General features: G+C 62.0%; 6 protein-coding genes. All 6 read right to left on the bottom strand.

The window, feature by feature from the left end; genetic code table 11:
- On the bottom strand, positions 1–965 hold a 965-nt coding region (locus tag GXX82_07785), incomplete at its 3' end, for a type VI secretion system contractile sheath large subunit (GenBank protein NLT22933.1).
- A 21-nt stretch (positions 966–986) separates the two neighbouring features.
- A complete protein-coding gene (gene tssH / locus GXX82_07780; protein NLT22932.1) occupies positions 987–3,620 on the bottom strand; it encodes a type VI secretion system ATPase TssH in 2,634 nt (877 codons plus the stop codon).
- An 18-nt stretch (positions 3,621–3,638) separates the two neighbouring features.
- The gene (tssG, locus tag GXX82_07775) at positions 3,639–4,622 is read right to left on the bottom strand and encodes a type VI secretion system baseplate subunit TssG (protein NLT22931.1); all 984 of its coding nucleotides are present in this window, start codon (positions 4,620–4,622) and stop codon (positions 3,639–3,641) included.
- Positions 4,610–6,346: a type VI secretion system baseplate subunit TssF gene (gene tssF / locus GXX82_07770; protein ID NLT22930.1), complete on the bottom strand. Its 1,737-nt coding sequence runs from the start codon at positions 6,344–6,346 to the stop codon at positions 4,610–4,612. Before tssF ends, tssG begins: the two co-directional genes overlap by 13 nt.
- 17 nt (positions 6,347–6,363) lie before the next feature.
- A complete protein-coding gene (gene tssE, locus GXX82_07765) occupies positions 6,364–6,783 on the bottom strand; it encodes a type VI secretion system baseplate subunit TssE (protein NLT22929.1) in 420 nt (139 codons plus the stop codon).
- Between the two features lie 119 nt (positions 6,784–6,902).
- Positions 6,903–7,244: type VI secretion system tube protein Hcp (gene hcp / locus GXX82_07760; GenBank protein ID NLT22928.1), on the bottom strand; the 342-nt coding region annotated here is incomplete at its 5' end.

Genomic DNA, 7,244 nt, shown 5'->3' with positions numbered 1-7,244 from the left:
CCGTTGCAGGCCGCCACGAGCCAGTTGGCCTCAGGCAGGGAACGCAGCCTGTTCCACTTGGCGTAGACCGGATTGTCTTCGATGTGGTGGGCGAGATAGGCAAGGCGATCGATCTCGTTCCATTCGCCGAGGTCGAGGAAACCGGGGCTCATGGAGACGACCGTCGGGGCGAGGACGGTGTCGGCGAAGGCCGAGACCGCCTCGAGAAGCTCGATGCTCGCGGGGGAGCTGTCGAAGGCCATGTCGATGAGGACAAGCTCCGGCGGGTCCGTCGCGAGCTCCGCGGCAAGCGCGTCGAGGGCCTCGGCGAGTGTCTCGCGGGAGGTGCTGACGAGGGAAAGACGAGTGTCCTTGGCGGCTCCGGCCGGCCCCTCTTTGGCGAGGAACTCGATGCCGCGCCAGGCAGCCTCGAAGGTCCGGAAATCCGCGTCGGAGAAGACGGCCCTCATGATCGCCGCGAGGATGCCGTCGATCGCAGCAGCCCAGGCCATCGGGCCCTCCTGCCGCGCCGGTTCCGAGGCAGCGGCGCCTGCGCCCGTCGCTACCATGGAGAGAATGTCGTCGACGCGGTTTCGCTCGTGCGCCTTCGGCGCGTCCGCCGGGACGGAAAGCTTGACGAGGATGCCGGGCCACCGCGAGCGCACCTCGTCGGCAAGCTGAAAGGGGGACATCCCCCCGGAGGCATTCTTCCTGACAAAGGCGCGGGCGTCGCTCAAGTCCCTGACGTAGGGCACCGTCGTCAACATCCCGTCGGGCGTAAGGTCCTTTAACCTCTCGGGACTTATCGTCACACCGCCCTCGGGACATATCTCCTTCGGAAGGGACACCCACAGCGCGGGATGAAGAAGGGAAAGGGCGTCATTGGGTGTGTCGACGGAGACCATTTTTGCGTGGTATCCGTCCCGCGGAACGGGGGAAAAGGCTCCTATAGCGAGTATGGTGAAAGGTTTGAAAGGTATGTCCATCGGGCCTCCCTTTTCCCGGAGCTATTCCTCGAACGTGAACGTGAAGGTGCCGTCATCCTGCACATCGAGGTTTACCGCCGCCGGCATGCCCCCTTCGGTCATATGGGTGAGTATCGTCTGGGAGAGCCTTGGCAGGATGTTGCCGCCGATGATGTACTCGATGTTGCGCGCCCCCGTTTCCACCTCGGTGCACCGCGCGGTGATCTGGTCCGCCACGGCGGGGGTGTAGGTGAGGCGCATCTTGTTGTTCATCATCAGCATGTCGGCAACCTTGCGGAGCTTGAGCTCGACGATCATCCGCATCGCCTCGCTGCCGAGGTCGAAGTAGGGGACTATGGTCATCCTGGCGAGGAGCGCCGGCTTGAAATGGGCCGAAAGGATGGGCCGGATGGCCCCGGTAAGCACCTCGGCGGAGAGGGTCTCCTCCCCGGAGCTCATCTCATGGATCACGTCGGAGGCGAGATTGCTTGTCAATATAATAATGGTATTGCGGAAGCTGATCTCCTTGCCCTCGCCATCGGTGAGCATGCCTTTGTCGAAGACCTGGTAGAAAAGGTTCATGACGTCCGTGTGGGCCTTCTCCACCTCGTCGAGGAGAACGACGCTGTATGGTTTCTGACGCACCGCCTCGGTGAGCATCCCGCCTTCGCCATAGCCGACGTAGCCGGGAGGGGAGCCGATGAGGCGGCTCACGGTATGGCTCTCCTGGAATTCGCTCATGTTGATGGTGACCACGTTGCGCTCGCTGCCGAAGAGGAGGTCGGCAAGGACGAGACCGGTCTCCGTCTTGCCCGTGCCGCTGGGACCGACGAAGAGGAAGACGCCCATGGGTTGATTGGGGTTCTTGATGCCCGCCTTCGAGGCGCGTATGGATTCCGCCAGGGTGGATATGGCCGCGTTCTGGCCCTTTATCCTCTCCTTCAGGCGGTCTTCGAGGTCGATGATGTTCTTTGCCTCGTCCTTGAGCACCTTGCCGAGAGGTATGCCCGTCCAGTCGGAGACGACCTGCGCCACCACATCGGGGTCCACCTCGACCTGGATCATCGGCGTGGAGCCCTGTATCTCCTTGAGCGCCTGCGTGGCCCCATCGAGTTCCTTCTCGAGCTCGTCGCGTTCGGCGCCGCCGTTCCCCTGGGCGGCTGCGCTGAGCTTCTGACGTGCTTCGACCACCTTTGCGGCGGCCTCCTTCTCCTTAAGCCACAGGGCCTTGAGGTCCTCCGCCGCCTTCTGGAGGCTTTCCTTCTTCGCAACCTCACCCGCATACGCCTCTTCGTCGATGGCCACCCTGTTCTCCCTGTCCCGGTCGAGGGCGCCGATGACGCGATCGCAGGCCTCGATGGACCTCTCCAGGTCTTCAAGGCGGGCGGGTTTCGCGGTGAGATTGATCTTCACCCGGGCGCAGCTCGTGTCGAGGAGGTCGATGGCCTTGTCGGGCAGGAACCTTCCCGTGATGTAGCGGTCGGAGAGCTCCGCCGCAGCGACGGCGGCATCGTCCCTGACGATGACCTTGTGGGCCTTCTCGTAGTTCGCCTTGAGGCCCCTGACCATGAGGGCCGTCGCCTCGACGGTGGGCTCGTCGAGCTTGACCGCCTGGAAGCGGCGTGCCAGCGCGGGGTCCTTTTCGAAATACTTTTTGTATTCCGTCCATGTGGTGGCGGCGATGGTGCGCAGTTCCCCGCGTGCCAGAGCCGGCTTCAGGAGGTTCGCCGCGTCGGAGCCCCCGGCGGAGCCGCCGGCCCCGATGAGGGTGTGGGCCTCGTCTATGAAGAGGATGATGGGTTTCTCCGAGGCCTTTATGTCTGTGATGACGCCCCTCAAGCGGTTCTCGAACTCGCCTTTGACCCCGGCGCCTGCTTCGAGAAGGCCCATGTCAAGACAGAGAAGGGTGACGTTCCTGAGCATGTCCGGGACATCGCCCTGGCTGATCCTCAGCGCCATGCCTTCCACGACGGCGGTCTTGCCGACACCGGGCTCACCGACGCAGATGGGGTTGTTCTTCCTGCGGCGTCCCAGGATGTCGATCATCTGGCGTATCTCGGAATCCCTGCCGAAGACGGGGTCGATCTCGCCCCGTGCGGCTTTTTCGGTAAAATCGGTGCAAAAGCGGTCGAGGAAGGTCCCGCCCTGGGGGCCGCCTTCCGCCGCCCCGCCGCCTGCCTCTTTTGCCTGGGTCCTGTCCATTTCCACGGAACCCTTCGTTACATTCCAGAAATCGCCCGCGAGGGCGTCGCGGCTGATGGACTTGATAAGGTCGGCATAGCGGCCGGAGGCGAAGAAGGTCGGCTTCGAGAGAAAGGCGAGGAGAATGGCCCCGGAGCGGACCTTTCTTTCCTCGAGGTCGATGGAGGATATGAGCCAGGCGTCCTGGATGAGCTCGAGGAGAAGGGGCGAGAAGACCGGCTTGCCCGCGTTGCCCGTCCTGAATTCTTCGAGTGTCGCCTCAACGGCCCTCAAGACCTTCGCCGTGTCGGCGCCGAGGCGCGAAAAGGCGAGCGGCCAGTCGCTCACGGGGTTGTCGAAGAGCTTCGCGATGAGGTGCTCTATCGTTATCTCGTAGTGGGTCCGCGAGACACAGAGCCCGGCCGCCGATTGCATGGCGGCGGCACTGTAATCGTTAAGTCTCATGAGGAGCGATTTGATGTCTACTGTCAGCATGGTCCCGATCTCCTTTTTTTAAGGTGCCTTTTGAAGCCTGACGCGGTTCTCCGTGTATCCTTTGTCGCTTGCGAGCCACGTGTTCCAGCCCAGGCGTGAACACTCTTCCTCTCCCAGGCTGACGGGGCGTATGTCCGACGGCAGGACCGCTATCTCCAGGTCCCAGTCGAGGGGCTGGTCGAGATAGAAATGTGCTAGCTTTCCTATGAAACCGAAGGAATGCCCTTCGGGGAGAAGCTTCTGAAAGGACTCTCCCGAAAGAGGTCCCGCGTGGATCCTGAATTTCCCCGTGCAGTCGAGAACGAAGGCGCCCAGCGTGGCGTCTTCCCCGAGGCAGTGGCCGCCGACACCGAGGCTGAGCCGCTGGTCCACGGGGATGGCGGCCATGAAAGGGATGCATTGTTCGATGTCGATGGAGGGCTCGCCTATGCAGTCGCTAACGAGCGCCCTGAGGCCCTCCGCCGACCGCGGTATCTGGGTGGCGAGCCCGATGTACCTCAAGAACCGGCCGGGCTTTTCGAAGGTCTCCCGTATCTTCTCCGTTCCGAAGCCGAGAAGGCAGTAGAGCCTCTCCAGCGCGTCGGCCCGGCGGCTCTCCGCGAGGCCGAATGCCAGGTTGTACTTGGCCCAGCACTTGTAGAACAGGTGATACGTGGGCATATTGATGATGTCGACGAAATCCCGGGAGATGCTCCTGTCGTCGGAAGCCTCTTCGAGGAGGTCTTCCGTGTAGAACGTGGGCAGGGGCGACGAGGAGCCGTAGAGCCCGAGGAACGTCGCGGTGATGAAGAACTTGTCGGGCTCGCTGCCGCGCCGGTAGATGGAGACGATGTCGTTGCCCGGGAAATCGAGGGACAGCTCGGGCCGCACCCGGATCTTCTGGCGCATGACATCTTCGCCCTCGTACCCTTCCGTGTGGATGTAATGGGAGAGCAGCCGTATCGCCTGGACGAAGGAATATGACGAACCCTTCGCGAGAAGGTCGTCCCTTACACCAGGCATCGTGCCCCCATCCGCTGCGGCCAGGTCAGCACCTCGCCGGTGATGGTCTCCCTGACCTCGGTCTGCGTGAATGTGTGCATGGCGCTGTAGGCGCCGAAAAAGTGGTCGAGGATGGTGCAGAAAAGAAGGAGGTTCCCCATGCTTGCGTAATATTCCCTGTTCACCTTGAGCTCGATGCGCTGCCCCTGGAGCATGTTGCCCCGCACGAGACGCCTCACGGGCGACACGGAAACGTCCTTTATGCCCTGTATCTCCCTCTGGCTTGCCGATGTCCTCGTCCGGTCCCGTCCCTCCTCCAGGGTGTAGAGCATGAGAAGCTCCCTCAGGTTATCCGTCGTTGCCACGGAGAGGAAATTGATGGACAGGTGGGAAAGGAACTTCCACAGCACGTTGCGGCCCTGCGGCGGTTCGGTGTAAAAGGTCGGGGGGATGACATTCTGGAACGTGAGCAGCGCCGGCGAATCCGACGTTTCAACAGAGATATCCCCGAACTGGAGCTTTTCCGGGAGCTGTCCGTTGGTGCATGTCAGCGATATGGAGAGCGTCTCCACCCGGGGGTCGGGCCCCCCTCTGTGGTAGGGGAAAACAAGGTATGCATCGATGGTGTCGTCCACCGGTGACCGGTACCGTATCATCTGGTAGAGCGGGTCGCCCTGTTCGATATTGCCGAAGAGGTCGAGAGGGGAGTAAGTCGTCTTTTCGACACTGCCCCGGCTGTAACCGACGACCTCCGTGACGTCGTACACGTGGTAATGCCTCGGCTCCTTGGCCGAAGGCCGGATCCGCACCCTTTCCCTGCGGTGGTCCAGAACGACCGGCTCCGCTTCCATCTTGAAAAGGTTGATGACGGGCGTTGAGAAGAGCACGATGTTGTCCGGCGTTACCTGGGGGAAATGGAGCGACGAGGGCAGGAACTCGAAGATCACCTCGAAACGCGTCCCGTCACCGCGGTCCCGCCACCTTTCCCAGCCCCCGAGGTTGAGGAAGAGGAACTTCGTCGGCATGATGAAGTATTCCTGCAGGAGCCTGTAGCCGGAGAAGGACTGCGCGGGGAAGGGGAAAAGGGAGTTCCCGGGGTCGAAGCCGGGCGCCGTGACACAATCCGCCGGCAGAACGCAGGGGCTGCCGCCTTCCACGGGGCGGATGGTCGCCTGCTTGAGGTAGCGTGTCATGAGTGCGAAGAGGTCCGCGCCCTGGGAAAAGGTGCCCCCCGGGAAAAAGGAGAGCCCCTTCACATCCCACCTGTCAAGGGTGATCCCTTTAAGCTCCATGACGAGCCTCAGCATCTCCGGCTCGCCAGTGGGACGCGCCCGGGCCTCCAGCGAAACGACGCTTAAGGGGTGCACCTCCACGTCGAAACAGGTACGGAACGTGCACGACGTGCCGTCGACGGGTACGGAGGCAAGGGACGTTCCCGAGGGAACGAAAACGGCCTCGGTCAGGCCGGGCTTCGCCTTGAAATCGACTATCGAGATGGATGGTATGGGTCTCATGTAATGGGGGAAGATGACATCCATGAGACTGTGGACGAGTTCGGGGAACTCGTCGTCGAGCTTCTGCTGCAGAAGGCCGTTCAGGAAGGCGACGCCCTCGAGAAGGCGCTCGACGTCGGGGTCCGGCGTGGGACCGCTGAGCATGGGCGCCGCGACAGGGTGCGTCTTCGAGAACTCCACCGCGAGTTCCCGAAGGTTCTGCAGTTCCTGCTGGTAGTACCTGTTGAACACGTGTTACCTCATGCCTCTTATCGCGTAACCCGCACCTTGCCTTCGGAGCTGATGACGGTTTCGAGTTCCACCACAATGCGCTCGTCCCTGACGTGGACGATCTCCGTCTGCAGCTTGAAGCGCAGGGAGAGCAGGTCGTCCTTGTCGGGCTCGTAGGTGACCTGGGCGCCGCCCAGGCGGGGTTCGTATTTGAGGATCATGCCCTTGATGGTGTCCGCGATATCCTTTGCCTCTTCCGTCAGGCCGAGGCCCTGGTAGTTGGTGAAGTCGGGCATTCCGTAGTCCTCGGCGATGGGCACGCTTCCCTGCCTCGTGTTGAGCACCCGCTGGAGATGGCTTATGATGGAGTTGACGACCTGCGAGACGTCACCGGTGCCCTTGGCGGTGTTTATGCGCTCGAGGTTTCGGATCCTTTGCGTCAATCGCTCTTCATACATGGGTTCATACCGGGGTTGCGGTACAGCTATGCAGCGGGGCCGGTCTGACCCGGCCCCGCCCGCTTTAAGGCCTTATCCTTCTCATTCCCCTGTCGGAGCCGTGAGACAGCCGCCGGTTATCAGGAGCTGACAGGTTTCTTCCAGGAGTCTTCCGCCTCGACGCCGTCGGGGACGTAGGTCCAGATGATCGTCTCGTAAGTGAAGAGGATGTCCTCCATGTGCTTGAAGGGCCTGTTACCCTCGACGAAGGTCTCCGGGAACCACTCCCGTGACTCGACGATGATGGCATCCTGGAGCTTGATGGTGAAGTACTTCTCCTCCTGTCCCTTCTCGTTGATCCGGAACATCTGTATCTCCACATCCATGTGCTCGCCGGTGCAGCACGCCTGGAAGATCTTCGGCGTGTGCTTGCCCATGTGTGTCAGGACCTTGAGGGCCTTGTGGATACGCTGCCCCGTCGG

This window comes from Syntrophorhabdus sp., assembly GCA_012719415.1.
Lineage (GTDB): Bacteria > Desulfobacterota > Syntrophorhabdia > Syntrophorhabdales > Syntrophorhabdaceae > Delta-02.
The sequence above is the reverse complement of the archived record's forward strand: the minus strand, read 5'-3'. Positions and strand labels throughout refer to the sequence as shown.

Bases quoted from the DNA above. Each gene is read 5' to 3' on its own strand.
- tssG (NLT22931.1), bottom strand. From the start codon at position 4,622: ATGCCTGGTGTAAGGGACGACCTTCTCGCGAAGGGTTCGTCATATTCC.
- tssE (NLT22929.1), bottom strand. From the start codon at position 6,783: ATGTATGAAGAGCGATTGACGCAAAGGATCCGAAACCTCGAGCGCATA.
- tssH (NLT22932.1), bottom strand. From the start codon at position 3,620: ATGCTGACAGTAGACATCAAATCGCTCCTCATGAGACTTAACGATTAC.